25 protein-coding genes are annotated in these 25,130 nt (G+C 59.8%); 10 read left to right on the forward strand and 15 right to left on the reverse strand.

Going from position 1 to position 25,130, the window contains the following annotated elements; genetic code table 11:
• Nucleotides 1-14 precede the first annotated feature (14 nt).
• Nucleotides 15-1,214, reverse strand: a complete 1,200-nt coding sequence (gene tyrS, locus ACYSTU_RS04090; RefSeq protein ID WP_024014528.1) for a tyrosine--tRNA ligase — start codon at nucleotides 1,212-1,214, stop codon at nucleotides 15-17.
• Nucleotides 1,215-1,426: 212 nt separating this feature from the next.
• Here tyrS and ACYSTU_RS04095 point away from each other — a divergent pair, with 212 nt between their 5' ends.
• Complete coding sequence (locus tag ACYSTU_RS04095) at nucleotides 1,427-2,851, forward strand: peptidoglycan DD-metalloendopeptidase family protein (RefSeq protein ID WP_498996212.1); 1,425 nt, start codon at nucleotides 1,427-1,429, stop codon at nucleotides 2,849-2,851.
• A 3-nt stretch (nucleotides 2,852-2,854) separates the two neighbouring features.
• Nucleotides 2,855-3,946: an anhydro-N-acetylmuramic acid kinase gene (locus tag ACYSTU_RS04100; protein ID WP_498996214.1), complete on the forward strand. Its 1,092-nt coding sequence runs from the start codon at nucleotides 2,855-2,857 to the stop codon at nucleotides 3,944-3,946.
• A gap of 69 nt (nucleotides 3,947-4,015) precedes the next feature.
• Here the strand turns inward: ACYSTU_RS04100 and erpA are convergent, their stop codons facing one another.
• Entirely contained in the window at nucleotides 4,016-4,366 is a 351-nt protein-coding gene (erpA, locus tag ACYSTU_RS04105; RefSeq protein WP_007918905.1) for an iron-sulfur cluster insertion protein ErpA, read from the reverse strand.
• A 168-nt stretch (nucleotides 4,367-4,534) separates the two neighbouring features.
• Nucleotides 4,535-5,569, reverse strand: coding sequence for an N-acetyl-gamma-glutamyl-phosphate reductase (gene argC, locus ACYSTU_RS04110; protein WP_095181423.1), 1,035 nt, complete (start codon nucleotides 5,567-5,569; stop codon nucleotides 4,535-4,537).
• Nucleotides 5,570-5,703: 134 nt separating this feature from the next.
• Between argC and hemJ the strand changes: the two genes are divergently transcribed.
• The 6 genes from hemJ to coq7 all read left to right on the forward strand — a co-directional run bounded on the left by hemJ (nucleotide 5,704) and on the right by coq7 (nucleotide 10,237).
• Nucleotides 5,704-6,132 carry a protoporphyrinogen oxidase HemJ gene (gene hemJ / locus ACYSTU_RS04115; protein ID WP_016772928.1) on the forward strand — a complete coding sequence of 143 codons (429 nt, stop codon included), beginning with the start codon at nucleotides 5,704-5,706 and terminating at the stop codon, nucleotides 6,130-6,132.
• Between the two features lie 33 nt (nucleotides 6,133-6,165).
• Complete coding sequence (locus ACYSTU_RS04120) at nucleotides 6,166-7,134, forward strand: NAD(P)H-dependent flavin oxidoreductase (protein WP_498996217.1); 969 nt, start codon at nucleotides 6,166-6,168, stop codon at nucleotides 7,132-7,134.
• 66 nt (nucleotides 7,135-7,200) lie between these two features.
• A complete protein-coding gene (locus tag ACYSTU_RS04125; protein ID WP_498996219.1) occupies nucleotides 7,201-8,148 on the forward strand; it encodes a DUF805 domain-containing protein in 948 nt (315 codons plus the stop codon).
• 61 nt (nucleotides 8,149-8,209) lie between these two features.
• Nucleotides 8,210-8,998, forward strand: a complete 789-nt coding sequence (locus ACYSTU_RS04130) for an SDR family NAD(P)-dependent oxidoreductase (RefSeq protein WP_498996222.1) — start codon at nucleotides 8,210-8,212, stop codon at nucleotides 8,996-8,998.
• A 56-nt stretch (nucleotides 8,999-9,054) separates the two neighbouring features.
• A complete protein-coding gene (locus tag ACYSTU_RS04135; RefSeq protein WP_016772924.1) occupies nucleotides 9,055-9,393 on the forward strand; it encodes a histidine triad nucleotide-binding protein in 339 nt (112 codons plus the stop codon).
• A gap of 196 nt (nucleotides 9,394-9,589) precedes the next feature.
• On the forward strand, nucleotides 9,590-10,237 hold the full coding sequence (coq7, locus tag ACYSTU_RS04140) for a 2-polyprenyl-3-methyl-6-methoxy-1,4-benzoquinone monooxygenase (RefSeq protein WP_498996227.1): 648 nt from the start codon (nucleotides 9,590-9,592) through the stop codon (nucleotides 10,235-10,237).
• A gap of 111 nt (nucleotides 10,238-10,348) precedes the next feature.
• Here the strand turns inward: coq7 and speD are convergent, their stop codons facing one another.
• Nucleotides 10,349-11,143, reverse strand: a complete 795-nt coding sequence (gene speD, locus ACYSTU_RS04145) for an adenosylmethionine decarboxylase (RefSeq protein ID WP_024014530.1) — start codon at nucleotides 11,141-11,143, stop codon at nucleotides 10,349-10,351.
• A gap of 237 nt (nucleotides 11,144-11,380) precedes the next feature.
• Nucleotides 11,381-11,803, reverse strand: a complete 423-nt coding sequence (locus ACYSTU_RS04150) for an OsmC family protein (RefSeq protein WP_016772921.1) — start codon at nucleotides 11,801-11,803, stop codon at nucleotides 11,381-11,383.
• A gap of 235 nt (nucleotides 11,804-12,038) precedes the next feature.
• Here ACYSTU_RS04150 and crp point away from each other — a divergent pair, with 235 nt between their 5' ends.
• Nucleotides 12,039-12,683, forward strand: coding sequence for a cAMP-activated global transcriptional regulator CRP (crp, locus tag ACYSTU_RS04155; RefSeq protein WP_041476679.1), 645 nt, complete (start codon nucleotides 12,039-12,041; stop codon nucleotides 12,681-12,683).
• Here the strand turns inward: crp and ACYSTU_RS04160 are convergent.
• The 4 genes from ACYSTU_RS04160 to ACYSTU_RS04175 form a co-directional block, all read right to left on the reverse strand.
• Complete coding sequence (locus ACYSTU_RS04160; protein ID WP_498996235.1) at nucleotides 12,680-13,378, reverse strand: lipoate--protein ligase family protein; 699 nt, start codon at nucleotides 13,376-13,378, stop codon at nucleotides 12,680-12,682. The two genes, crp and ACYSTU_RS04160, sit on opposite strands and share 4 nt — an antisense overlap.
• A gap of 124 nt (nucleotides 13,379-13,502) precedes the next feature.
• Nucleotides 13,503-14,339, reverse strand: a complete 837-nt coding sequence (trpC, locus tag ACYSTU_RS04165; protein ID WP_041476681.1) for an indole-3-glycerol phosphate synthase TrpC — start codon at nucleotides 14,337-14,339, stop codon at nucleotides 13,503-13,505.
• Nucleotides 14,336-15,385 (reverse strand): anthranilate phosphoribosyltransferase, encoded by a 1,050-nt coding sequence (gene trpD, locus ACYSTU_RS04170; protein ID WP_016772917.1) that lies wholly within the window; start codon nucleotides 15,383-15,385, stop codon nucleotides 14,336-14,338. The genes trpC and trpD overlap by 4 nt, the downstream gene beginning before the upstream one ends.
• A 9-nt stretch (nucleotides 15,386-15,394) precedes the next feature.
• Nucleotides 15,395-15,988: an aminodeoxychorismate/anthranilate synthase component II gene (locus ACYSTU_RS04175; RefSeq protein WP_041476683.1), complete on the reverse strand. Its 594-nt coding sequence runs from the start codon at nucleotides 15,986-15,988 to the stop codon at nucleotides 15,395-15,397.
• A gap of 407 nt (nucleotides 15,989-16,395) precedes the next feature.
• Between ACYSTU_RS04175 and estP the strand changes: the two genes are divergently transcribed.
• On the forward strand, nucleotides 16,396-18,303 hold the full coding sequence (gene estP / locus ACYSTU_RS04180) for an esterase EstP (RefSeq protein WP_498996242.1): 1,908 nt from the start codon (nucleotides 16,396-16,398) through the stop codon (nucleotides 18,301-18,303).
• 173 nt (nucleotides 18,304-18,476) lie between these two features.
• On the opposite strand, the gene trpE is transcribed toward estP, so the two are convergent.
• The 6 genes from trpE to ACYSTU_RS04210 all read right to left on the reverse strand — a co-directional run bounded on the left by trpE (nucleotide 18,477) and on the right by ACYSTU_RS04210 (nucleotide 25,083).
• Complete coding sequence (gene trpE, locus ACYSTU_RS04185; RefSeq protein WP_016772912.1) at nucleotides 18,477-19,958, reverse strand: anthranilate synthase component I; 1,482 nt, start codon at nucleotides 19,956-19,958, stop codon at nucleotides 18,477-18,479.
• Nucleotides 19,959-20,028: 70 nt separating this feature from the next.
• Nucleotides 20,029-20,847 carry a phosphoglycolate phosphatase gene (locus ACYSTU_RS04190; RefSeq protein WP_122612452.1) on the reverse strand — a complete coding sequence of 273 codons (819 nt, stop codon included), beginning with the start codon at nucleotides 20,845-20,847 and terminating at the stop codon, nucleotides 20,029-20,031.
• Nucleotides 20,844-21,518, reverse strand: coding sequence for a ribulose-phosphate 3-epimerase (gene rpe / locus ACYSTU_RS04195; protein WP_007918813.1), 675 nt, complete (start codon nucleotides 21,516-21,518; stop codon nucleotides 20,844-20,846). The genes ACYSTU_RS04190 and rpe overlap by 4 nt, the downstream gene beginning before the upstream one ends.
• Before the next feature lie 113 nt (nucleotides 21,519-21,631).
• Complete coding sequence (locus ACYSTU_RS04200) at nucleotides 21,632-22,780, reverse strand: iron-containing alcohol dehydrogenase (RefSeq protein WP_016772910.1); 1,149 nt, start codon at nucleotides 22,778-22,780, stop codon at nucleotides 21,632-21,634.
• A gap of 218 nt (nucleotides 22,781-22,998) precedes the next feature.
• Nucleotides 22,999-23,823: an ABC transporter permease gene (locus tag ACYSTU_RS04205; RefSeq protein ID WP_016772909.1), complete on the reverse strand. Its 825-nt coding sequence runs from the start codon at nucleotides 23,821-23,823 to the stop codon at nucleotides 22,999-23,001.
• 12 nt (nucleotides 23,824-23,835) lie between these two features.
• Nucleotides 23,836-25,083, reverse strand: a complete 1,248-nt coding sequence (locus ACYSTU_RS04210; protein WP_476307395.1) for an ABC transporter permease — start codon at nucleotides 25,081-25,083, stop codon at nucleotides 23,836-23,838.
• Nucleotides 25,084-25,130: the final 47 nt, after the last annotated feature.

Genomic DNA, 25,130 nt, shown 5'->3' on the forward strand with positions numbered 1-25,130 from the left:
CCCCAATTTCAACTTTATTCAGATTTCAGCGTAATACGTGCAAAAGCCTTCTTGCCGGCCTGGCAAACGTGAGTCGCGCCCAGTGCATATATAAAGGAGCGATCAACCACCTCACCATCGACACGCACGCCGCCAGCCGCCAACAGATCTCGCGCCGCCGCTGAGTTCTTCACCAAGCCAGCCTTATTAAGGACAGCAGCGATCGGCATATCCTCAACCGAAGACAGTTCGATCTCAGGCAAGTCATCTGGAAGCTCGCCATCCTTCATGCGGTTGCCGGCGCCTCGGTGAGCATTCGCCGCAGCTTCTTCACCATGGAAGCGCGCAACGATCTCTTCAGCCAGCTTGATTTTGATGTCGCGTGGATTCGCTCCAGCTTCGACGTCAGCCCGGAAGGCGTTGATCTCATCCATCGAGCGAAAGCTGAGCAACTCGAAGTAACGCCACATCAGCGCATCCGGGATGGAAACCAGCTTGCTGTACATAACGCCTGGTGCTTCCTGAATACCGACATAGTTGCCCAGCGACTTGGACATCTTCTTCACGCCATCCAGACCTTCCAGCAATGGCATGGTCAGAATGCACTGTGCCTCCTGGCCATAACCACGCTGCAACTCACGCCCCATCAGCAAGTTGAATTTCTGATCGGTACCGCCCAGCTCGACATCGGCGCGCAGCGCGACCGAGTCATAACCCTGAACCAGCGGATAGAGGAACTCGTGAATAGCGATCGGCTGGTTGGTGGTGTAGCGCTTGTCGAAGTCATCGCGCTCAAGCATGCGAGCGACGGTGTATTGCGAGGTCAGACGAATGAAATCCGCCGGCCCCATCTTGTCCATCCAAGTGGAGTTGAAGGCAACTTCGGTTTTCGCCGGATCAAGGATTTTGAAAACCTGAGTCTTGTAGGTCTCGGCATTCTCCAGAACCTGCTCACGCGTCAGTGGCGGACGCGTGGCGCTCTTGCCACTCGGATCACCGATCATCCCGGTGAAGTCACCTATAAGGAAGATCACCTGGTGCCCCAGCTCCTGGAACTGACGCAGCTTATTAATAAGCACGGTATGACCAAGATGCAGATCCGGAGCGGTAGGGTCGAAACCAGCCTTGATACGCAGCGGTTGGCCGCGCTTGAGCTTCTCGACCAGCTCGGACTCGACCAATAGTTCTTCCGCACCACGTTTAATCAGCGCTAGCTGCTCTTCAACCGACTTCATAACAGACCCGCAAGGCTCAGATTCAAAGGGAACCAACCATACAAGAACGCGCACCAATTACAAGTTTTGCCCGGCGCACGGACACCAATCCACAGACCCGAGGTCTGTAGACTTGCTTCAGCGATGATTTGGTTATATTTTATACAGTTATTTCATCTTCATCATGTCATTCATCTTTTCCAATTCATCTATTTCAAAGTCAAAAATTACCTATGACCACAGAACCGTCTAAAGCGCCCCCGCTTTACCCGAAGACCCACCTGCTCGCCGCAAGTGGAATCGCCGCCCTTCTCAGCCTGGCGCTGCTGGTATTTCCCTCCAGCGATGTTGAAGCCAAAAAGACGACTCTGAGTCTTGAACTGGAAAGTCCTGCTGAACAACTGACACAAGATCAAGACGCTGCTGATGCGGCTCAAGCCACAAACGAGCCCGTAGCTTCGCCGTTCGCACAAATCGAAAACAGCGACGAAAACGCCGCGCAAACCGCTGAAACCGCGCCAGCACCTGTAGCCCCTGCTGAGAAACCAAAAGAGCCTAGGCACCGTGAAGTCGTGGTTTCCAAAGGCGATACGCTGTCTACCCTGTTTGAAAAAGTCGGCCTACCGGCAGCCTCCGTGCACGAAATACTGGCTAGCGACAAGCAAGCCAAGCAGTTCAGCCAACTCAAGCGCGGTCAGAAACTCGAATTCGAACTCAGCCCGGAAGGCCAGTTGACCAGCCTGCACAGCAAAGTCAGCGACGTTGAAACCATTACTTTGACCAAGAACGATAAGGGCTATTCGTTCAACCGAGTGACTGCCAAGCCAACCGTTCGCACTGCCTACGTCCACGGTGTCATCAACAGCTCACTGTCGCAGTCCGCAGCCCGCGCCGGCCTTTCTCACAGCATGACCATGGATATGGCCAGCGTCTTTGGCTACGACATCGACTTCGCGCAGGACATTCGTCAAGGCGACGAATTCGATGTGATCTACGAGCAGAAAGTCATCAACGGTAAGGCGGTCGGCACCGGCCCGATCCTGTCGGCGCGTTTCACCAACCGCGGGAAGACTTACACCGCTGTTCGCTACACCAACAAACAAGGCAACAGCAGCTATTACACTGCCGATGGCAACAGCATGCGCAAGGCCTTCATCCGTACGCCGGTTGACTTCGCCCGCATCAGCTCGAAGTTCTCCATGGGCCGTAAGCACCCTATCCTCAACAAGATCCGCGCGCACAAAGGTGTCGACTATGCAGCGCCGCGAGGCACGCCGATCAAGGCTGCCGGTGACGGCAAAGTGTTGCTGGCCGGTCGTCGTGGTGGTTACGGCAACACCGTGATCATTCAGCACGGCAACACTTACCGTACGCTCTATGGCCATATGCAGGGCTTTGCCAAAGGCGTGAAAACCGGTGGCAGCGTCAAGCAAGGTCAAGTCATTGGCTACATCGGTACAACTGGCCTTTCCACCGGCCCGCATTTGCACTATGAGTTCCAGGTCAACGGCGTTCACGTCGATCCGCTGGGCCAGAAGCTGCCGATGGCCGATCCGATCGCCAAGTCCGAACGCGCGCGCTTCCTCGCGCAGAGCCAGCCGTTGATGGCGCGCATGGATCAAGAGAAGGCTACCATGCTGGCTTCGAGCAAGCGCTAAGCCATGGCCCTGTATATCGGTGTGATGTCCGGAACCAGTCTCGACGGGCTGGACATCGCCCTGATCGAGCAGACCTCGGCGATCAAACTGATCGCCACCCATTACCTGCCAATGCCTGACTCCCTGCGCGCCGAGCTGCTTGGCTTGTGCGCCAGCGGCCCCGACGAGATCGCCCGCTCGGCGATTGCTCAGCAACACTGGGTCGAACTTGCCGCGTCGGGCATTCACACCCTCCTCGCGCAACAACAACTCAAGCCCGATGCCATTCGTGCCATCGGTAGCCACGGTCAGACCATTCGCCATGAGCCGGCGCGCGGGTTTACCGTGCAGATCGGTAATCCAGCCCTGCTGACTGAGTTGACCGGTATTACCGTCGTCAGCGATTTCCGCAGTCGCGATGTCGCAGCGGGTGGCCAAGGTGCGCCTCTGGTGCCAGCCTTTCACGAAGCGTTGTTTGAAGAGCGTACTGGTAACCAGGCAGTCTTGAATGTCGGCGGATTCAGCAATCTCAGCCTGATTGAGCCGAACAAACCTGTGGCCGGTTTCGACTGCGGCCCGGGAAATGTTCTGATGGACGCCTGGATTCACCGGCAACGTGGCGAAAACTATGACCGGGACGGCAAATGGGCTGCGACCGGCAAGGTTGAACCAGCCCTGCTCACGGCACTGCTGAGCGACCCGTTCTTCGTCACCAAAGGCCCGAAGAGTACCGGCCGGGAAGTCTTCAATCTGCCATGGCTGGAACAGCATCTATCGCGTCTGCCGACTTTCGCTGCCGAAGACATTCAGGCCACGCTGCTCGAACTGACGGCGCTGACCATCGTCGAGTCGCTACAAGGCGCTCAATCGGACACTCAGGAATTGCTGGTTTGTGGCGGCGGCGCGCACAACGCGACGCTGATGAGACGTCTGGCGGATCTGCTGCCAAATACCCAAGTCGCCAGCACCGCAACTCACGGCGTTGACCCTGACTGGGTAGAAGCCATGGCCTTCGCCTGGCTGGCTCATTGCTGCCTCGAAGGCATCGCCGCCAATCGGCCAAGCGTCACCGGCGCTCGCGGCCTGCGCGTACTTGGCGCCATCTACCCGGCATAAACTTCAGATACAAAAACGCCGCAGAACCGAAAGGCTCTGCGGCGTTTTGTTGTGTGCGGTGAAGCGCGATCAGATCGAGAACGACGAACCGCAACCACAAGTCGTGGTGGCATTCGGGTTCTTGATCACGAAGCGCGAACCTTCCAGACCTTCCTGATAATCCACCTCGGCACCGGCCAGGTACTGGAAGCTCATCGGATCGACCACCAGGCTCACGCCTTCGCGCTCGACGATGGTGTCGTCATCGGCCACGTCTTCATCGAAGGTGAAACCGTATTGAAACCCTGAACAACCGCCGCCCGTAACAAATACGCGCAGCTTCAAGCGATCATTCCCCTCTTCATCGACCAGGCTCTTCACCTTGTGCGCAGCACCTTGAGTGAATTGCAAAGCCGTGGGGGTGAAGGATTCGACGCTCATGCTGACTATCTCCCGGCGTTACGCCGCCATAATGCGTGATGACGCGCATTATCCGCTTGTCCTAGAAAATTGGTCAACTATTAGAGGAGCATCGGCAAGCTTCAAGCGGTGAGCTTCAAGCTTGCCTCTGATCTCTTGTAGCTTGTGGCTTGAAGCTCGTAGCTGCTTTTAAGGCAGCATGCCGGCGTGTGACAGGCCGAAGCGCTCGTCCAGTCCGAACAGGATGTTCATGTTCTGCACCGCCTGGCCCGAGGCGCCCTTGACCAGATTGTCGATCACCGACAGCACGACCACCAGATCGCCATCCTGTGGACGATGCACGGCGATGCGGCAGACGTTGGCGCCGCGCACGCTACGGGTTTCCGGGTGGCTGCCGGCTGGCATGACATCGACGAACGGTTCGTTGGCATAGCGCTTTTCGAACAGTGCCTGCAGATCAACCGAGCGATCCACTACTGTCGCGTAGAGCGTGGAGTGAATACCGCGAATCATCGGCGTCAGGTGCGGGACGAAGGTCAGGCCGACGTCCTTGCCCGCCGCGCGACGCAGGCCCTGGCGAATTTCCGGCAGATGACGATGACCTTTTACCGCATAGGCCTTCATGCTTTCCGACGTCTCGGAGTACAAAGAACCTACAGCGGCACCACGCCCGGCACCACTGACACCGGATTTGCAGTCGGCGATCAAACGCGATGCGTCGGCCAGACCTGCTTCCAGCAATGGCAGGAAACCCAATTGCGTTGCGGTCGGATAGCAACCCGGCACCGCGATCAGGCGCGCTTTCTTGATCTGCTCGCGATTGACTTCCGGCAGACCATAGACCGCTTCGTCCAGCAATTGCGGTGCGCCGTGTGGCTGGCCGTACCACTTGGCCCATTCATCAGCATCTTGCAGACGGAAATCAGCGGACAGGTCGATGACCTTGGTGCCCGCCGCCAGCAGCTCGCCTGCCAAGGCGTGAGCCACGCCGTGTGGCGTGGCGAAGAAAACCACATCGCAGGCGCCAAGGGTTTTCACGTCCGGCACGCTGAACGCCAGCCCGTCATAGTGACCGCGCAGGTTCGGGTACATGTCAGCCACGGCCAGACCGGCCTCGGATCGGGAAGTGATGACGACCACTTCTGCCTGCGGATGCTGTGCCAACAGACGCAGCAGTTCGACACCGGTGTAACCCGTGCCGCCGACGATACCGACCTTGACCATAAACCTGCCCTCAACGAACCCACTGGAAAGCCGTCGATAATAGGGGCCGCGCGCGCCTGCGACAACCGCCAAGGTGACGCGCGGACGCTCAAGCCTCTACTATCTGGCTACCGTGAATGAGGGAATAACCAAAAATGCTCTATCTATGGCTCAAAGCGTTTCACATTGTCAGCGTCGTCTGCTGGTTTGCCGGGCTGTTCTACTTGCCGCGCCTGTTCGTTTACCACGCGCAAAGCACCGACACGATCAGCCAGGAACGCTTCAGCGTCATGGAGCGCAAGCTGTATCGCGGCATCATGGGCCCGGCGATGATCGCCACGCTGATCTTCGGTGGCTGGCTGATCTACCTCAACCCGAGCCTTTTCAGCCAGGGCGGCTGGATTCACGCAAAACTGACTCTGGTCGTTCTGCTGATCGGTTACCACCATATGTGCGGCGCGCAGGTAAAACGCTTCGCCCGTGGCGAAAACACCCGCAGCCATGTCTTTTATCGCTGGTTCAATGAAGTGCCGGTTCTGATATTGCTGGCTATCGTAATTCTGGTCGTGGTCAAGCCGTTCTAACTTCAACCAATACAGATCCTCGGGGTGTTCTCAATGTCGCTGCCCGCTCTGCTCGAACAACGTCTGCGTCTGCCCGTAGTAGCAGCGCCGATGTTCCTGATCTCCAATCCGGAACTGGTGCTCGCCTGCTGCCGCAACGGCGTGGTCGGCAGCTTTCCGGCGCTGAACCAACGCGAAAGCAGTGGGTTCAAGGCCTGGCTGGAACAGATCGGAGCGGGCCTGGCGACGCTGGCTAATCCGGCTCCTTATGCGGTGAACCTGATTGTTCACCACAGCAACCCGCGTCTGCAGGCGGATCTGGACATTTGCGTCGAGCACAAGGTGCCGATCGTTATCACCAGCCTCGGCGCGGTGAAGGAACTGGTCGACGCGGTGCACAGCTACGGCGGTCTGGTGTTTCACGACGTGACCACGCGGCGCCATGCCGAGAAAGCCGCTGAAGCCGGTGTCGACGGGCTGATTGCCGTCGCGGCCGGCGCCGGCGGGCATGCCGGCACCTGGAGTCCGTTTGCGCTGATTGCCGAGATCCGTGAGTTTTTCGACAAGACGCTGTTGCTTGCAGGATGTTTGAACCACGGCCATGAGATTCTCGCCGCGCAGCTGCTCGGCGCGGATTTGGCCTACTTCGGTACGCGATTTATCGGCACCACCGAAAGTCACGCGCCTGACGCTTATAAAGAAATGCTGCTGACAGCCAAGGCTGCCGACATCATTCATACTCCAGCGGTGTCGGGAGTGCCGGCCAGTTTCATGCGCCAGAGCCTGGAGGCGGCCGGTTTCGACATGGCGGCCCTGCAAGGCAAGGGCGAGGTCAATTTCGGCGACAAGCTCAAGCCGATCAACGATGAAGCCAAAGCCTGGAAGACCGTGTGGTCGGCGGGTCAGGGTGTTGGCCAGATTGGTGATCTGCCAAGCGTGGATCAGTTGATCGCGCGGCTCGACGCTGAATATCGTCAGGCCCAAGCGCGCGCTGCACAGTTGCCACAACGCTGGCCGCGCTGAAAAACATATCTGGCCAGTCCTGATCAGACTGGCTGCCAAATGAATCGCGACAAGGATGCCTCGGCCATGAGCGACCCCCGTTACAAGATCGTCTTCGACGGCGCGCTGCAGCCCGGCGTCGACTTCACCACCGCCAAACTGAATCTGGCGGATCTGTTCAAAAGCGATGTGGCCGCCATCGAGCGCCTGTTCAATGGCCGCACCGTCGCCCTCAAACGTGATTTGTCTCACAGCGATGCGCAGACGTATCTGCAGGCGTTGAACAAAACCGGGATCGATGCGCGGATCGAAGCGGAAACAGCCATCGAGCTGAATCTCGCGGACGTCCACGATAACCCTGCAGCGGTGGTGGAACCGGACTCGCCTTACGCCCCACCGCGCGCCAATGTCGGTGAAGCTCTGCCGCCATTCGCCACGCTCAAGCCATTCAGCGTCGAAGGCCGGATCGGTCGCCTGCGCTTTCTGGCCTGGACCATGGTCTTGAGCCTGGTGACCCTGCCCATCGTCGGCGTGTTTGCTTTGATTGCGTTGGGCTTGGTCAGCGGCGACTCGACTACCGGGCTGATCCTCGGCGGCATTCTGGCGGTCTTCCTGTTCCTCGGCTTCATGATCGTCAGCATTCTGTTCAGCGTTCAGCGCCTGCACGATATCGGCTGGTCGGGCTGGCTGTGGTTGTTGAATCTGGTGCCGTTCGTCGGCAGTTTTTTCCCGCTGGTAATGATGGTCGTACCCGGCAATGCCGGCGCCAACCGCTATGGGCCGCCACCACCGCCCAACAGCACGGCGGTCAAAGTGCTGTGCTCGTTGTGGATCGTATTCTTCGCACTGATTTTTGCCGGCGGCCTGCTTGGCGGCTTCTCGGCTGTGCAGGAAGAATATGAAAGCAGTCTGGAGAGCAGCTATGACAGCGGCGCGGTGACCACCGACGAAGTTGAAGTTGTCGAGCCGCCAGCGATTTCCGCTGACGAGGCAGCCGAACCGGCGCAGGCCCCTGTAGACTCTGCGCAAGAATGAACAGCGCTCCCTGCCGCGACAACCGCGTCGCCGGCGCGGAGCTGTTGCGATGGAGAACTGCATGACCCGTTACGCTCTGATCACCGGTGCTTCCAGCGGCATCGGCCTGGCCATGGCCGAAGCGCTGGCCCGGCGCGGCCGCAGCCTGATTCTGGTGGCACGACAGCGTGATCAGCTGGAAAGTATCGCCATCGAGCTGACCCAGCGTTTCGATGTCGAAGTATTGTTTCGTGCCTGCGATCTCGGCGAACCGTTGCGCCTGTCGGGCTTTTTGCTGGAGCTGGAAGAAGGCGACCGGCAGATCGAGCTGCTGGTCAATTGCGCAGGCATCGGCACCTGCGGGCCATTCCTCGCGCAGGATTGGATGACTGAGCAGGACCTCATCGAGGTCAACATTCTCGCCCTCACCCGCCTCTGCCATGCGGTGGGTAACAGCATGGCGCTGCTGGGTGGCGGGCAGATCCTCAATGTCGCCTCGGTGGCTGCGTACAGCCCCGGCCCATGGATGAGCACCTACTACGCCAGCAAAGCCTACGTGCTGCATTTTTCCGAAGCCCTGCGCGTGGAGCTCAAACAAAGCGGCGTGAAAGTCTCCGTGCTTTGCCCCGGCCCGACGCGCACACCGTTCTTCCGAACCGCACAGATGAGTCGCGAAAAGATCGAAAGCAGCCACTCGCTGATGAGTCCGGAAGAAGTGGCACTGCATGCCGTACGCGCACTGGATAAAAACCGCGCCATCATTATTCCGGGACGGCGCAACCGCTGGCTGGCGTTCCTGCCGCGACTGGGTTCGCGCTGGCTTAACCGGACGATTGTCGGCATGGTCAATAAAGCTTACTGCCCCCGCTAGGAACACTACTTCGAAGCGGTACACTCGATTCAGCCCAACTCAACGGAGAAACAGCAGTGGATACTCTGTTCACCAAGATCATCAACCGGGAAATCCCGGCCAATATCATCTACGAGGACGACCAGGTTCTGGCCTTCCACGACATCGCCCCACAGGCTCCGGTGCACTTTCTGGTGATCCCGAAAAAACCGGTGCGCACGCTCAACGACCTGACCGAAGACGACAAGGCACTGGCCGGGCACATCCTGTTCACCGCGCAGCGTCTGGCGCTGGAACTGGGTTGCGAAGAAGGCTTCCGCGTGGTGATGAACTGCAATGAACTTGGCGGGCAGACTGTCTATCACATCCATATGCACGTGCTGGGGCAGCGCCAGATGAACTGGCCGCCGGGCTGATTGGCGACAACCAACCGTGGGAGCGAGCCTGCTCGCGAAGGCGCCGATACATCCAACACTTCAGTAGCCGATAATCCGCTTTCGCGAGCAGGCTCGCTCCCACAAAAAAGCCTGACCGCGCAGCAAGTGACCCAGCGCAAACCCTCGCCGGCCGATTCGGTTAAACTGGCCGCCGAGATTCTTCCCGGAGGTCAGCATGACTACCCAACGTCACTACTCGCCCATAGACCGTCTGCTACTGCAAGCCGATACCGCGATGCGCACCCTGTTGCCCTTCAGTGGCCAGCCGTACCGCCCGTCGCCAGCGATTCTGCAGCCGGATACGCAGATGAGCGATGAAGACACCCGCCATGTCGCCGGTCTGATGCGCATCAACCACACCGGCGAAGTCTGTGCCCAGGCGCTGTATCAGGGGCAGGCGCTGACCGCCAAGTTGCCGCAGATACGCGCAGCCATGGAGCACGCGGCTGAAGAAGAGATCGATCATCTGGTCTGGTGTGAACAGCGCATCCATCAGCTGGGCAGCCACACCAGCGTGCTGAATCCACTGTTTTACGGCATGTCGTTCGGTATCGGCGCGGTCGCCGGACTGATCAGCGACAAAGTCAGCCTTGGTTTCGTTGCGGCGACCGAGCATCAGGTGTGCAAGCACTTGAACGAACATCTGCAGCAATTGCCGGCCGAGGACGAGAAGTCCCGGGCGATTCTCGAACAGATGCGCATCGATGAAGAACAGCATGCGGAAAGTGCGTTGGATGCGGGCGGATTTCGTTTTCCGGCGCCAGTGAAGTTCGGCATGAGTTTGTTGGCGAAGGTGATGACCAAGAGTACTTATCGGATCTGAGATCCGTGTCGGTGCTGATGACATCTTCGCGAGCAGGCTCGCTCCCACAGAGGTTTTGTGTGAGGCATGAAAAAGGCGACCAGGAGGTCGCCTTTTTTGTGTCCGGGAATCTTAGGTCGGCATGTTGCGCGCGTAGAAGATTTCCAGCATTTCGTGTTTCACACGGTCGGTCACCTGGGCACGCTGCTCGGGCGAGAGGTTGCTGGTGGCATCGCCGAACAGGTAGTTGTCCAGTTCGAAGTTCTTCAGCAGCATTTTGGTGTGGAACAGGTTTTCCTGGTACACGTTCACGTCGGTCATCTGGTACGCGTCGCGAGTGTCTTCGGAGAGGTAGTTCTGGATCGAGTTGATCTCGTGGTCGATGAAGTGCTTGTTGCCTTCAACGTCACGGGTGAAGCCGCGCACACGGTAATCCACGGTCACGATGTCCGAATCGAACTGGTGAATGAGGAAGTTGAGCGCTTTGAGCGGTGAAATGACACCACAGGTCGACACGTCGATATCCACACGGAAGGTCGCAATACCATCGTCCGGATGGATTTCCGGATAGGTGTGCACCGTGATGTGGCTCTTGTCGAGGTGGGCCAGAATAATTTCGGGCAAAGGGCCCGGCGATTCTTCGATCTGGCTGTCAGTCGGGGTTACCGGCTCTTCCGAAATCAGAATCGTGACGCTGGCGCCCTGGGGTTCATAGTCCTGACTGGCGATGTTCAGGATGTTGGCACCAATGATCTCGACAACTTCTGTGAGAATCTGCGTCAGGCGTTTCGCGTTGTACTCTTGATTGATGTACTCAACGTAAGCCTGCTGGTCTTGCGGGGTTTCCGCGTAGCAGATGTCATAGATGTTGAAGCTCAAGGTCTTTGTCAGGTTATTGAACCCGTGGAGCTTGAGTTTGCTTTTCACCGTTAAAAACTCTCTATGTATGCGGCGCGGCCGCGTGATCAAGCATGCCCGTCAAGTGCGAACAACGCACCTGCGTAGGACGGTTAACACCTCTTCGCGATGGCGATTTTGGTTATCTGTTCAGGCGGATGACCCGTCGGCTGACCGATCACTGCCCTGAAAAAAGTGGCGCATTATGCAGACGTCAGCGGGGGATCGCCAGAGTCTGCACTGCTTTTATGATAGTTGAATGTCGGTTCAGCCGAGTTCGACGATTTCATAATCGTGGGTGATTGCCACGCCAGCCGCGCCGAGCATGATCGACGCCGAGCAATATTTCTCGGCCGACAGTTCGATGGCGCGCTTGACCTGAGCTTCTTTCAAGCCCCGGCCCTTGACCACGAAGTGCATGTGGATCTTGGTAAACACCTTGGGATCTTCAGTCGCACGCTCGGCGTCGAGGAAGGCTTCACAGCTTTCAACGGCCTGACGTGACTTCTTCAGGATGCTGACCACATCGAAATTGCTGCAACCGCCGACACCCAGCAAGAGCATTTCCATCGGGCGAACCCCGAGGTTACGGCCACCGGCATCTGGCGGGCCGTCCATTACCACGACATGACCGCTGCCGGATTCGCCGAGGAACATGGCTTCGCCAGCCCATTGGATGCGTGCCTTCATCGCCCAGACTCCACTGTAAAAAAAGGGTCGCCAGCTTAGCACAGCACTTTGTTCCGACAGGAACGACGTCCTAGGACGAATGCTTTCTGGCTGTAGGTAATTTCTCGAATTCTCGACGAAGTGTCTGGTAAGCTGGCGCCAATTCGCTGGCGCCAATTCGTCAGCTCTGTAGCGACCGCCTTCAGCGCCTCATAAAAACTCAAACATCACCGTGCAGTCTTTTCGGGATACAACCATGGTTGCTATTACCCCCACACCCAAAATCAAGAACATCGACAAGCTGTTGATGCATTGCCAGCGCCGGCGTCATGCGGCCAAGAGCAATATAATCTGCGCCGGGGATCGCTCGGACACGCTGTTTTTCATCATCAAAGGCTCGGTCACCATCCTCATCGAAGACGACGATGGTCGCGAGATGATCATCGCTTACCTCAACGCCGGGGATTTCTTCGGCGAACTGGGTCTGTTCGAGCAGGCAGGTCAGGAGCAGGAACGCAGCGCCTGGGTGCGTGCCAAGGTTGAATGTGAAACCGCAGAAATCAGTTACGCCAAGTTCCGCGAGTTATCGCAGCAGGATCCAGACATTCTTTACGCCCTCAGCGGACAAATCGCACAACGCCTGCGCAACACCACGCGCAAAGTCGGCGACCTGGCATTTTTTGACGTCACCGGCCGCGTCGCCCGCTGCCTGCTGGAGCTGTGCAAACAGCCGGACGCCATGACCCACCCGGACGGCATGCAGATCAAAGTCACCCGTCAGGAAATCGGTCGGATTGTCGGTTGTTCGCGAGAAATGGTCGGCCGCGTGCTCAAGGATCTGGAAGAACGCAATCTGGTCGACGTGAAGGGCAAGACCATGGTGGTCTTCGGCACGCGCTAGACGTAAATCTGCGCCAGCATCAAACGAAACAATTCATCGAGACGCGCCAACGCCTGTGGCGCTTTGAATTTCTCATGCAGGGCGATGTGGCTTTGCGCCCTCACCCGCTGCTCCAGGCCGCAGGCTTCATTGAAGCGATTGACCGAAGCAACCATCGCTTCGCGCTCGTCATCCATCAGCATCGCACCGTGCACCAAGCCCACCGGACGCTGGCCGCCCTGGCTCTGGCGCCAGCGCTGGGCGGTGCCGACCATCTTGCGACCGTCGAGATTGACGTTGAAACGTCCATCACAGAATGCGCCGTCGATTTCCCCGACCGACGAGGTGCCACCCAATTCATCCAGCAACTGACAGATCGGATCGCACAGGCGGCGGTAGCCGGTTTCGATGCGGTTCAGATCGCCTTCGCTGCGAGGCGGGGCATACACCAAGGCAATGTTGATGGTCGCAGCGGATTGCGGGACGGGCTCACCACCGGTTTCACGCAACAGCACCGGCCAGCCAGCGGCAGCGGAGACTTCGCAGGCGTGGTCGAATTGCGCGAGACGGTTGAGGCGGCGCGGCATGACCAGCGCGCGGTCGGTGGGTTGCCAGAACAGCAGGCCGAAGTCGGCGTCGCCAGCACAGACCGAGGCCAGCAAGTCCTGTTCGGCTTGCAGGCCAAATTCGATGGTCAGCGGGGTTGGCAGCGACATAACAGGCTCCGGCAACATGAAAATCTTTAGCGGTTTCGATGGCCCCTTCGCGAGCAGGCTCGCTCCCACACTGGAATGCAATCCTCTGTGGGGGCGAGCCTGCTCGCGAATGAGGTCGACTCGGTCAGTCGAGGGTCGAACCGCTGATCGGCACACCACGCTCCGGAAAGAACAGGCGCTGCAATTCAATGCCCGGATTTTCCGCGCGCATGAACGCTTCGCCGACCAGGAACGAGTACACATCGCTGATTTCCATCAGCTCGACGTCGGCCCGATTGAGGATGCCGCTCTCGGTGATCACCAGACGATCGCGCGGGATGCGCGGCAGCAGGTCGAGGGTGGTTTCCAGGCTGACGTCGAATGTGTGCAGGTTGCGGTTGTTGACCCCGACCAGCGGCGTGTCGAGAGTTTTCAACGCGCGCTCCAGTTCGTCACCGTCGTGCACTTCCACCAGGACGTCGAGACCGACGCCTTTGGCCACGGCGGCCAGCTCGGCCATTTTCACGTCGTCCAGTGCGGAGACGATGAGCAGCACGCAATCGGCGCCCAGCGCGCGGGCTTCAACGATCTGGTACGGATCGATCATGAAATCCTTGCGGATCACCGGCAGCTTGCAGGCGGCGCGCGCCTGTTGCAGGTAGGCATCGGCGCCCTGGAAGTAATCGATGTCGGTCAGCACCGACAGACAGGTCGCCCCGCCCTTTTCGTAGCTCTTGGCGATGTCGGCCGGCACGAAGTCTTCGCGGATCACGCCTTTGCTTGGCGAAGCCTTCTTGATTTCGGCAATCACGGCCGGTTGTTTCTTCTTCGCTTGCGCCAGCAACGCCTGGGCAAAACCACGGGGTGCATCGGCCGCCTTGGCCAGACTTTCCAGCTCGCTCAGGCTGACCCGAGCGCTGCGCTCGGCGACTTCCTCAACCTTGCGCGCCAGAATGTTTTCCAGAACCGTCGGTACACTCATCCTTCATTCTCCACTTTGAATACCGCGGTAAAGGCACCCAGCTCCTCGAGCTTTTCCCGAGCGAGGCCGGTGTGCAGCGCGTCGTGCGCCAGCTCCACACCTTGTTTCAGACTGCTTGCCAGGTCGGCGGCGTACAGCGCCGCACCGGCATTGAGCACAATCATCTCGGCAGCTTTCTGACCGTTTTCCGTCTTGCGCTTGCCAAGGGCGTCACGGATCAGCGCCAGCGACGCTTCCGGGCCTTCGACCGACAGACCGTGCAGGCTCTGGCTCTTCATGCCGAGGTCTTCCGGTTCGACCCAATACTCAGTGATTTCGTTGTTCTTCAGCTCGGCAACAAAGGTCGGCGCGGCGAGGCTGAACTCATCCAGACCGTCCTTCGAATGCACGACCAGCACGTGTTTGCTGCCCAGTCGCTGCAAGACTTCGGCCAATGGCCGGCACAGCGTCTGGGTGAATACGCCGACGACCTGATGTTTCACACCGGCCGGATTCGTAAGCGGGCCGAGCATGTTGAACAGCGTGCGCAGGCCGAGTTCGCGGCGCGGGCCGGCGGCGTACTTCATCGCTTTGTGGTGGGTCTGGGCGAACATGAAACCGATGCCGACGTTGTCGATGCAGCGCGCGACCTGCACCGGGGTCAGGTTCAGATAAATGCCGGCAGCTTCCAGCAGATCGGCACTGCCGCTCTTGCCGGACACCGCGCGGTTGCCGTGCTTGGCCACGGTGCAACCGGCCGCTGCGACAACAAAGGAAGATGCGGTCGAGACGTTGAAGATATTCGCACCGTCACCGCCGGTGCCTACCACATCGACGACGCCGTCGAGGGTTTTCAGCTCGACCTGATCGGCCAGCTCGCGCATCACCGACACCGCGCCGACGATCTCGTCGATGCTCTCACTCTTCATGCGCATGGCCATCATGAAAGCGCCGATCTGCGCTTCGGTGCACTGGCCGGTCATGATCTCGCGCATCACATCGCGCATTTCATCGGTGCTGAGGTCGAGGTGTTCGACGATACGGCTGAGGGCTGTCTTGATATTCATGGGAAGTCCTTAGCGCGTGCCGCCGGTTTGTTTGAGGAAATTGGCAAACAGTTCATGACCCTGCTCGGTGAGGATCGACTCGGGGTGGAACTGTACGCCCTCGATGTTCAGGGTCTTGTGACGCAGGCCCATGATCTCGTCGACCGAACCGTCATCGTGCTGGGTCCATGCGGTCAGCTCGAGGCAATCGGGCAGGCTGTCATGCTTGACGATCAGCGAGTGATAGCGGGTAACAGTGAGCGGATGATTGAGGCCGGCGAACACGCCCTTGTCCTCGTGGAATACCGGGCTAGTCTTACCGTGCATGACCTGGCGGGCACGCACCACATCACCGCCGAAGGCCTGGCCGATGGACTGGTGGCCGAGGCAGACGCCGAGGATCGGCAGTTTGCCGGCGAAGTGCTTGATCGCATCAATGGAAACGCCCGCCTCGGTGGGCGTGCACGGCCCCGGGGAAACCACGATGCGCTCGGGATTCAGCGCTTCGATTTCGGCGATGGTCAGTTCGTCGTTGCGCACCACTTTGACCTCGGCACCCAGCTCGCCGAGGTATTGCACAACGTTGTAGGTAAAGGAGTCGTAGTTGTCGATCATCAGCAACATGGCGTTTCGAACCTCTTGAATTCCGACTTGATGACAGCCTTCAGATGACTTGCCCGCAGGGCGCTGCGCGATGTCGGACGCGCACAGGGCGCCAGCACAGCGGCATTTCAAACAGACAAGGAAGGCAAAGCGATACAGATCCGGCGGAGCCGGCAGAGAAGATTCAGGCGCGCCAACGCCAGCGGGCGTGTGCCTTGATGACTTGATCCAGGAGTTTGCTGGTGATCAACACGGGGAAGGTCTCGTTCATACGTTCCGGCACAGTAACTTAGCTGGGCGGAGCGTGCAATATGGCGGGGCCTGCGGGTTATAAAACGGCAGAGGGATTCGCGACCGATGGCAAAAGGCCGAAAGTTTTTGGTACTGTCGTTTCGTTCACCTACAACAATAAATAAACGGACTTGCTCATGATCAGACAGACGTTGTTTGTACCGCTGGCCAGCTGCTTGCTCGCACTCGCCTGCGCCCAGGCCAATGCGGCGCCCAATCCTTATTCCAGTTTCATCGTCTTCGGCGACAGCCTCAACGATGCCGGCACCTTCGCCGACACCGGCGGCCCGGCGGGCTCCACCGAGCGTTACACCAACCGTACCGGGCCGGTGTATCAGGATGGCAGCGGCGAAGTTTTTTCATTGAATTCCACCCAGTTGCTCGGCGGCCGCCTGGGCTTTTCACCCGACCAGACAGCCTCTTCCAGCTCCGCAGTGCGCGCGGAAAACGGCCAGCCTGACGGCAACAACTGGGCGGTCGGTGGCTATCGCACCGACCAGATTCTCGACTCGATCACCACCCAATCGGCCACCGGCGAACGCACCCGCGCCGGATACCTGCCGTCGAACGGCTTCCGCGCCGACCCGAATGCGCTGTATTACATTTCCGGTGGCGGCAACGACTTCCTCCAGGGCCGCATTCTCAGCCTGCCCCAGGCCAACGGCGCAGCCGATCGACTGGCCGACAGCGTGCAGACCCTGCAGACCGCCGGCGCCAAATACGTGATGGTCTGGCTGCTGCCCGACGTGGGCCTGACCCCGGCCCTCAATGGCACGCCGCTGCAAGCGTTCAGCAGCACCCTCGCCAACCAGTTCAACAGTCAGTTGGTGACGCGCCTGCAAGGCATCAACGCCGAAGTCATTCCGCTGAACATTCCGGTGCTGCTCTCGGAAGTCTTCGCCGACCCGGGGCGCTTTGGTCTGGCTACCGACCAGAACCTCACCGCGACCTGCTTCAGTGGCAATAGCTGCACGGAAAACGCCCGCTACGGGATCAACAGCGCCACGCCGGATCCGACCAAGCTGATCTACAACGACGGTGTACACCCGACCGAATCCGGGCAGAAACTGATCGCCGATTACGCCTATTCGCTGTTGGCTGCGCCGTGGGAATTGAGCCTGCTACCTGAAATGGCCCACGGCACCGTGCGTGCGCATCAGGATGAATTACGCAACCAATGGCAGGCAGACTGGGAGAACTGGCAAGCGGTCGGCCAATGGCGTGCGATTGTCTCGGCCGGCGGACAGCGTCTGGATGTCGACAGCCAAAGCAGCGGCGCCAGCGCCGATGGCAGCGGTTACAACCTCAACGTCGGCGGCAGCTATCGCTTGAACGAGGCCTGGCGCGTGGGCGTGGCGGCCGGTTTGTACCGGCAGAATCTCGAGGCCGGGCACAACGAATCCGACTACAAACTCAACAGCTACATGGCCACCGCGTTTGCCCAGTTCCAGCAGAACCGCTGGTGGGCCGACGCGGCGTTGACCGGCGGCAAACTCGACTACGACAACCTCAAGCGCAAGTTCGACCTCGGCGCCAGCGAGGGTGCAGAGAAAGGCGATACCGACGGCAGCCTGTGGGCGTTCAGCACGCGCCTGGGCTATGACATTGCGCAACCGGGCAGCCAATGGCATCTGTCGCCATTTGTCAGCGCTGATTACGCCAGTGTCGATGTCGACGGTTACTCGGAAAAGAGCAACCGCGCCACCGCGCTGACCTTCGATGACCAGAGCCGCGATTCGAAACGCCTGGGCCTGGGCATCCAGGGCAAGTACAACTTCACCGCGCAAACCCAGGTGTACGGCGAATACGCCCACGAGCGTGAGTACGAAGATGACGTGCAGAAGGTCAACATTGCCCTCAACACCCTGCCGGCCAATGACTTCACCCTTGAAGGCTACACACCGGCAAGTCACCTGAACCGCTTGAGCCTGGGTGTCAGTCACAAGCTCACGGCGGATCTGGCGCTGCGTGGCGGTTATACGTTCCGCAAGGATGATGACTTCAAGCAGCAGGGACTGAATGTCGGGGTTGTGCTGGATTTCTGAGTCGTAGATGCAAAAAAGCGGCGCCTGTCAGGGCGCCGCTTTTTTTATGCCTCAACACAAAACCCAATGTGGGAGCGAGCCGGCTCGCGAAAGCGCTGGGTCAGTCAGCATCAACGGTGACTGACACACCCTGTTCGCGAGCAGGCTCGCTCCCACACGGGAAATTGCGTGGCTCAGGCGTCCGGGGTTTGCTCAGCCAGGGCAACGGCGCGGAACATCGCGCGGCGTTTGTTCAGGGTTTCTTCCCATTCCAGCGCCGGCACCGAGTCGGCGACGATGCCGCCGCCGGCCTGCACGTGCAGCTCGCCGTTCTTGATCACTGCCGTGCGAATGGCAATGGCGGTGTCCATGTTGCCGTTCCAGGCGAAGTAACCGACCGCGCCGCCGTACACACCGCGCTTGACCGGCTCCAGCTCGTCAATGATTTCCATCGCGCGAATCTTCGGCGCGCCCGACAACGTACCCGCCGGCAGAATCGCCCGCAGTGCGTCCATCGCGGTCAGGCCCGACTTCAACTGGCCGGTGACGTTGGAGACGATGTGCATTACGTTGGAATAACGCTCGATGACCATTTTCTCGGTGAGCTTCACCGAACCGATTTCCGAGACTCGCCCGGTATCGTTGCGGCCCAGATCGATCAGCATCAAGTGCTCGGCGATCTCCTTGTCATCCGAGAGCAGATCCTGCTCCAGCGCCACATCGGCTTCTTCGGTGGCACCGCGTGGGCGCGTGCCGGCGATCGGGCGCACGGTGATCAGGTTGTCTTCGACGCGCACCAGCACTTCCGGCGAACTGCCAACGACGTGGAAATCGCCGAAGTTGAAGAAGTACATGTACGGCGTCGGGTTGAAGCAACGCAGCGCGCGATACAGATCGATTGGCGCTGCCTTGAAGTCGATCGACATGCGCTGCGATGGCACCACCTGCATGCAGTCGCCGGCGAGGATGTATTCCTTGATGGTGTCGACGGCTTTTTCGTAATCGTCCTGAGTGAAACTGGAACGAAACACCGGATCGGCCGATTGCTGTTTGCTGAAATCCAGGCCACGACGCGGGGTGATCGGCTGACGCAGTTGCTCGAGCAGTTCCTGCAACCGCGCCTGGCCTTGCTCGAAGGCATCGGCCTGCGCAGGGTCGGCGAGGACGATCGCGTGCATCTTGCCGGCCAGGTTGTCGAACACCACAACGGCGTCGGAAACCATCAGCAGAATGTCCGGCACGCCCAGCGGATCCGGGTTCGGGCATTTGCCCAGACGCTTCTCGACATAGCGCACACAGTCGTAACCGAAGTAACCGACCAGTCCACCGTTGAAGCGCGGCAGGCCGGCGATGGTCGGTACGTTGTAGCGCGCCTTGAAGGTTTCAACGAAGGCCAGCGGGTCTTCAACCTCGTGGCTTTCGGTCTCGACGCCATCAACGCTGATGCTGACGTGATGATCATGAACCCGCAGCACGGTGCGGCACGGCAAGCCGATGATCGAATAACGGCCCCATTTCTCGCCGCCCTGCACCGATTCGAGCAGGTAGGAGTTGGGCTGGTCGGCCAGTTTCAGGTAGATCGACAGCGGCGTGTCGAAGTCGGCCAGGGTTTCGCAAGCCAACGGGATGCGGTTATAGCCGTCAGCGGCCAGACGCAGGAATTCTTCGCGATTCATAAGGTGCCTCGTGGTGTGAGGTGCAATCAGTCAGGTATGCAAACGCGCCGGCACGGCCGGCCAGAATCAGTCAGGCGCGCCAACGCCAGCGGGCCAGGGCCTTGATGACTTTCATCCAGAGTTTGCGGGTGACCACCACGATGGCGTTTCCAGAAGGGGGTTGAACAGCGTCGGGCAACGTTATCCCACCGGCCAGATCCAGGCAACCGGGAATTAGTTTGCGCAAATCGTCGATCACCAGTGCCGGGGATTCCTCGGCAATCGGCCGGCCATGGTTGTAGCCATAACTCAGCGCGACACACTTGACCCCCGCTGCTTTCGCCGCCTGCACATCGCTGCGCGAGTCGCCGACGAACAACGATTGCGAGGCCGGAATGTTGGCCATTTTCATCACGAAAAACAGAGCCGCCGGGTCAGGCTTCTTCTGCGGCAGGGTATCGCCGCCGATGATCCACTTGAAGTAGCGGCCGATCTTCATCTGATCGAGCAGAGGCGCGACGAAGCGCTCGGGCTTGTTGGTGATCAGCGCCATGGCCACGCCTTGCTTGTGCAGCCACTTGAGCGTGTCGCGCACACCGGGATAGACCACGGTCAGCTCATGGCTGGCGCCGTAAGCCTCCATGAAAATCTCCAGTGCGCGCTCGGCTTCAGCGTCGTCCACTGCCGAGTCATCGATACCACCCGCCAAGGCCCGACGCACCAGCACCGGCGCGCCATTGCCGACCCATTCGCGCACCGCTTCGATACCTGCCGGCGGACGGCCGAGGGAGAGCAGCATGGTGTCCACCGCCGCTGCCAGGTCGGGAACCGAATCGATCAGCGTGCCATCCAGATCGAACATCACCAACCGTGGCAGCTGCCCCGGGAACAACTGCTCAAAACCGCTCATGGGCGTGCCAGTGCCAGTTCGGAACGCATCTTGTCGATGACTTCCTGATAGTTCGGCGCGTTGAAAATGGCCGAGCCGGCGACGAAGGTGTCAGCACCAGCAGCGGCAATTTCGCGGATATTGTTGACGTTGACGCCGCCGTCGATTTCCAGGCGGATGTCGCGGCCCGAGGCGTCGATGATCGCCCGCGCTTCACGCAGTTTGTCGAGGGTGCCGGGAATGAACTTCTGCCCGCCGAAGCCCGGGTTGACGCTCATCAGCAGGACCATGTCGACCTTGTCGATCACGTACTTGAGCACGTCCAGCGGAGTCGCCGGATTGAACACCAGACCGGACTTGCACCCGCCTTCGCGGATCAGTTGCAGCGAGCGATCGACGTGCAGCGTGGCTTCCGGGTGGAAGGTGATGTAGGTCGCGCCGGCTTCGATGAAGTCGCCGACGATGCGGTCCACCGGGCTGACCATCAGGTGCGCGTCGATCGGCGCGGTGACGCCGTACTTGCGCAGTGCCGCGCAGACCATCGGGCCGATCGTCAGGTTCGGTACGTAGTGGTTGTCCATGACATCGAAGTGGACGAAGTCGGCGCCGGCGGCGAGAACGTTGTCCACTTCCTCGCCGAGGCGGGCGAAGTCGGCGGAGAGGATCGACGGAGCAATTACGAAGGGCTGCATGACGCACCTGTGCTGAGCTAAATCACGATGGCGCGCATTGTATACCTCAAGTTTCCACGCGCGCACCGGGACCGCGATGATTGGGTTGTGCCATGTGCCCTCGCGCCCGCGCCTCAGTAAGCCGCGCGGTAGATCTTCTCGATATCGCCGGCGCTGAGTTTGCGCGGATTGTTGCGCATCAGCCGCTCGATGCCGGCGGCTTCCACGGCCATCGCAGGGATCGCTTCCTCCGGCACGCCGAAACTGCGCAGCCCGGCAGGGATTTCCACCGCCGCGCACAGGTCGGTCATGGCCTGCACGGCTTTGTCCGCAGCTTCGCTGGCGCTCAGATGAGCGGTCTTCACGCCCATGGCTTCGGCAATATCCTGCATGCGTTCGACGCAGGCCATTTTGTTCCAGGTCATCACATAGGGCAGCAGCAAGGCGTTGCTGACACCATGGGCAATGTTGAAGCGACCGCCCAGCGGATACGCCAGCGCATGCACCGCACCGACCCCGGCGTTACCGAACGCCATGCCGGCCATGAGGCTGGCGGTGGCCATGTCTTCGCGCGCTTGCAGATTGGCGCCGTTGGCGTAGGCCTTGGGCAGAGCGCTGGCGATCAGCTTGATTGCGCCGATGGCGAGGGAGTCGGTGATCGGCGAGGCGTTCACCGACAGATAGGATTCGATAGCGTGCACCAGTGCATCGACACCACTGGCGGCGGTAACGCTGCGCGGACAGGTCAGGGTCATTTGCGGACTGACCAGCGCCACATCGGGCAACAGATAGTCGCTGACGATGCCTTTCTTCAACTGCGCGACCTTGTCCGAGAGGATCGCCACATTGGTGACTTCAGAGCCAGTGCCGGCGGTGGTCGGAATGGCGATCAGCGGCGGACCCTTGCGCGGCACCTGATCGACACCGAACAAATCTTCCAGCGCGCCGTGGTAACCGGCGTAGGCGGCGACACTTTTGGCAATATCGATGGCGCTGCCACCCCCGAGGCCGATCAAACCGTCATGCCCGCCCTCACGGTAGGCACGCATGCAATCTTCGACGATGGCGATTTCCGGGTCGGGCAGCACACGGTCGAAAATCTCGTACTCGCGCCCGCCAAGTTGCACCAGCGCCAGCTCGACAGTACCGGACTTGACCAGCGCGGCGTCGGTGACGATCAGCGGGTTGTCGATGTCGAGGCGGGTGAGTTCGGCGGCCAGTTGCTCGATGGCTGCGGCGCCGGTGATCAGTTTGTGAGCGATTTTGAACTGGGACAGACTCATGGTGCGCAGCCTCTTATAGATGTGGGAGCTGGGCACAAGATTAGCTGGGGATTTGGGGTTGTCTGCTATTCACCCTATGAATGGCCAGATCGAGAAGACCACGATCAACTGTGGGAGCGAGCGTGCTCGCGAATACGGTAGCCCTTTCAACTGATATGCCAGCTGACACACCGCCTTCGCGAGCAGGCTCGCTCCCACATTTTTGACCGCTTTCGAAGTCAGACTTGCGCGGTGCGGAGTTTCTCGCTGCGCCCGCGCAGCCATTCCAGCGTCAGCAGCAAGATCACCGAGAAGGCAATCAGCAACGTCGCCGCCGCGGCAATCGTCGGGCTGAGGTTTTCGCGAATCCCGCTGAACATCTGCCGAGGCAATGTCGCCTGCTCGGGCCCGGCAAGGAACAGCGTCACCACCACTTCATCGAAAGAAGTCGCAAAGGCAAACAGCGCCCCGGAAATCACTCCCGGCGCAATCAGCGGCAAGGTCACCCGGCGGAATGCAGTCAGCGGCGATGCACCGAGACTCGCAGCAGCACGCACCAGGTTGTGATTAAACCCCTGCAACGTCGCCGACACGGTGATGATCACAAACGGCACACCCAATACCGCATGCACGACGATCAGCGAGAAGAAGCTGTTACCCAGCCCCAGCGGCGCGAAGAACAGATAACTCGCCACGCCGATGATCACCACCGGCACCACCATCGGTGAAATCACCAGTGCCATCACCAGTGACTTGCCAGGGAAGTCGCCACGGGTCAGGCCGATCGCCGCCAGGGTGCCGAAGATCATCGCCAGCACCGTCGCCGCCGGAGCGACGATGATGCTGTTCTTCAGCGCACGCATCCATTCCGCCGAGGCGAAGAAGTCGTGGTACCACTGCAGCGAGAAACCTTGCAGCGGATAGACCAGGAAACTCCCCGAGTTGAACGACAGCGGAATGATCACCAGCACCGGCAGGATCAGGAACAACAGAATCAGGCCGCAGAGAATCCGCAGGCTGTAGAACCACACCCGTTCGATGGGCGACATGTAAGGACTCAGCATCGCAAATTCCCCTTAGCTCAGGCGCAGGCGACTGGCGCCGACCAGCCAGCTGTAGATCAGATAAAGCACCACGGTCGCCAGCAACAGCAGCCCGCCGAGCGCAGTGGCCATGCCCCAGTTGATGCTGGTGTTGGTGTAGAAGGCGACGAAGTAACTGACCATTTGGTCGTTCGGGCTGCCGAGCAGCGCCGGGGTGATGTAGTAGCCAATCGCAAGGATGAACACCAACAGGCAGCCGGCGCCGACACCAGCGTAGGTCTGCGGGAAGTACACCCGCCAGAAACTGGCGAACGGATGACAGCCGAGGGAAATCGCCGCGCGCATGTAGGTGGGCGAGATGCCTTTCATCACGCTGTAGATCGGCAGAATCATGAACGGCAGCAGAATGTGCACCATCGAGATGTATACGCCGGTGCGGTTGAACACCAGTTCCAGCGGTTTATCGATGATGCCCATGGCCAGCAGCGCACTGTTGATCAGACCGCCGGATTGCAGCAGCACGATCCACGCTGCGACCCGCACCAGAATCGAAGTCCAGAACGGCAGCAGCACCAGGATCATCAGCAGGTTGCTCTGCCGCGAAGGCAGGTTCGCCAGCAGGTAGGCCAGTGGATAGGCGAGCAGCAGGCAGATCACGGTGATGACCAGGCCCATCCAGAAGGTGCGGGCGAAGATGTCGAGGTAGATCGCTTGATCCGGGGTGGCCGGGGCCAGTTCGCCGAGATCATCGATACGGTGATCGACCGCCGCCAGCAGGTAATACGGAGTGATGCTGCTGGTGTTGCGTTTCACCGCTTGCCAGTAGGCCGGGTCGCCCCAGCGTTCGTCGAGCGCTTCCAGCGCTTCTTTATAAGAGGCCGGTTCGCTGGCGAACGGCAGCGCCCGGGCGGTTTTGGTCAGCAGGCTGCGGTAGCCGGCCAACTCCATGTTCAAGCGCTTGGACAGATCGCCCAGCGCCTGGTTTTTGCGGGCTTCGGCGAGGTCTTCGCTGGCAGCCTTGTACACCGGTTCGGCGGGCAGACCACGGCCGTCCCAACTGGCGATGGCAGTGACAGTGCGCGGCATGCCGCCAACCACTTCCGGGTTGCCGACGCTTTTATAGAGCAGCGCCACGATCGGCACCAGAAACACCAGCAGCAGAAACAGCACCAGCGGAGCAATCAGCGCCTGGGCCTTCCAGCGGTTGACCCGCTCGGCGTGCTTGAGCTTCTGCTTCAAGGTGGGGCTGGCGCCCTCGTTCAGGGGAACGGCGATGGCCATGACGTACTCCGCAAATCTTTGATCGTTACAGAGGTGGCGAACCACCT

The sequence above is a fragment of the Pseudomonas glycinis genome, from assembly GCF_054871425.1.

Coding starts and splice junctions, on each gene's coding strand:
- coq7 (WP_498996227.1), top strand. CDS start 9,590: ATGACTACCCAACGTCACTACTCGCCCATAGACCGTCTGCTACTGCAA.
- trpD (WP_016772917.1), bottom strand. CDS start 15,385: ATGAATATCAAGACAGCCCTCAGCCGTATCGTCGAACACCTCGACCTC.
- estP (WP_498996242.1), top strand. CDS start 16,396: ATGATCAGACAGACGTTGTTTGTACCGCTGGCCAGCTGCTTGCTCGCA.
- tyrS (WP_024014528.1), bottom strand. CDS start 1,214: ATGAAGTCGGTTGAAGAGCAGCTAGCGCTGATTAAACGTGGTGCGGAA.
- ACYSTU_RS04095 (WP_498996212.1), top strand. CDS start 1,427: ATGACCACAGAACCGTCTAAAGCGCCCCCGCTTTACCCGAAGACCCAC.
- trpC (WP_041476681.1), bottom strand. CDS start 14,339: ATGAGTGTACCGACGGTTCTGGAAAACATTCTGGCGCGCAAGGTTGAG.
- ACYSTU_RS04160 (WP_498996235.1), bottom strand. CDS start 13,378: ATGTCGCTGCCAACCCCGCTGACCATCGAATTTGGCCTGCAAGCCGAA.
- argC (WP_095181423.1), bottom strand. CDS start 5,569: ATGGTCAAGGTCGGTATCGTCGGCGGCACGGGTTACACCGGTGTCGAA.
- crp (WP_041476679.1), top strand. CDS start 12,039: ATGGTTGCTATTACCCCCACACCCAAAATCAAGAACATCGACAAGCTG.
- ACYSTU_RS04100 (WP_498996214.1), top strand. CDS start 2,855: ATGGCCCTGTATATCGGTGTGATGTCCGGAACCAGTCTCGACGGGCTG.
- ACYSTU_RS04150 (WP_016772921.1), bottom strand. CDS start 11,803: ATGAAGGCACGCATCCAATGGGCTGGCGAAGCCATGTTCCTCGGCGAA.
- ACYSTU_RS04125 (WP_498996219.1), top strand. CDS start 7,201: ATGAGCGACCCCCGTTACAAGATCGTCTTCGACGGCGCGCTGCAGCCC.
- ACYSTU_RS04205 (WP_016772909.1), bottom strand. CDS start 23,823: ATGCTGAGTCCTTACATGTCGCCCATCGAACGGGTGTGGTTCTACAGC.
- ACYSTU_RS04200 (WP_016772910.1), bottom strand. CDS start 22,780: ATGAGTCTGTCCCAGTTCAAAATCGCTCACAAACTGATCACCGGCGCC.
- rpe (WP_007918813.1), bottom strand. CDS start 21,518: ATGCAGCCCTTCGTAATTGCTCCGTCGATCCTCTCCGCCGACTTCGCC.
- hemJ (WP_016772928.1), top strand. CDS start 5,704: ATGCTCTATCTATGGCTCAAAGCGTTTCACATTGTCAGCGTCGTCTGC.
- trpE (WP_016772912.1), bottom strand. CDS start 19,958: ATGAATCGCGAAGAATTCCTGCGTCTGGCCGCTGACGGCTATAACCGC.
- ACYSTU_RS04120 (WP_498996217.1), top strand. CDS start 6,166: ATGTCGCTGCCCGCTCTGCTCGAACAACGTCTGCGTCTGCCCGTAGTA.
- ACYSTU_RS04210 (WP_476307395.1), bottom strand. CDS start 25,083: ATGGCCATCGCCGTTCCCCTGAACGAGGGCGCCAGCCCCACCTTGAAG.
- ACYSTU_RS04130 (WP_498996222.1), top strand. CDS start 8,210: ATGACCCGTTACGCTCTGATCACCGGTGCTTCCAGCGGCATCGGCCTG.
- ACYSTU_RS04175 (WP_041476683.1), bottom strand. CDS start 15,988: ATGTTGCTGATGATCGACAACTACGACTCCTTTACCTACAACGTTGTG.
- ACYSTU_RS04190 (WP_122612452.1), bottom strand. CDS start 20,847: ATGAGCGGTTTTGAGCAGTTGTTCCCGGGGCAGCTGCCACGGTTGGTG.
- erpA (WP_007918905.1), bottom strand. CDS start 4,366: ATGAGCGTCGAATCCTTCACCCCCACGGCTTTGCAATTCACTCAAGGT.